The sequence below is a fragment of the Parendozoicomonas verongulae genome, from assembly GCF_009711465.1.
Lineage (GTDB): Bacteria > Pseudomonadota > Gammaproteobacteria > Pseudomonadales > Endozoicomonadaceae > Sansalvadorimonas > Sansalvadorimonas verongulae.
In genome coordinates, this window is the sequence record NZ_SMME01000850.1 from 47,369 (window position 1) to 47,872 (window position 504).

A 504-nucleotide genomic window follows, 5' to 3' on the forward strand; every position below is an offset into this window, starting at 1 on the left:
TATGACCTGGAGTAGACGACTCAATGCCAGACCATGGTTTTTTTCGTCATTGAGAGAGGTTGAGCATCGGGTATAAAGATACTGGAAAAGTGATAAAGCTTCCGTTAAATGGCCTCGAGCCTGTAAAGCTCTGCCTTTTGCCATTATCACCCCTTTGTTGTTTTGCAAACCCGCTGAAAGGGAATGAATGAACTCTATACACCCATCAAAATTGTCAAGAAGAAACAAGCACCTGGCTTTTAACTGCACAATACGAGCATATCGTTTCGGATCTCCCACGTATTTTTTTAAGAGAGTCTCAGCCTCATCTAATGCTCTTTGGGGATTAATTTTCAGAAGATTAAAAGCATTATCTATATCGCGATATATCCCTACACGAGAGTGAGCCGGGGAGTGCTGGGAACTACGTTGTGAAAGTTGGCGGTGCTTAGAATGACCAGCTCGCTCCGGGTATCGAGAACCATGTGCAGCGAGGGTATAAGGCGTATACCTACTTGAATCGCT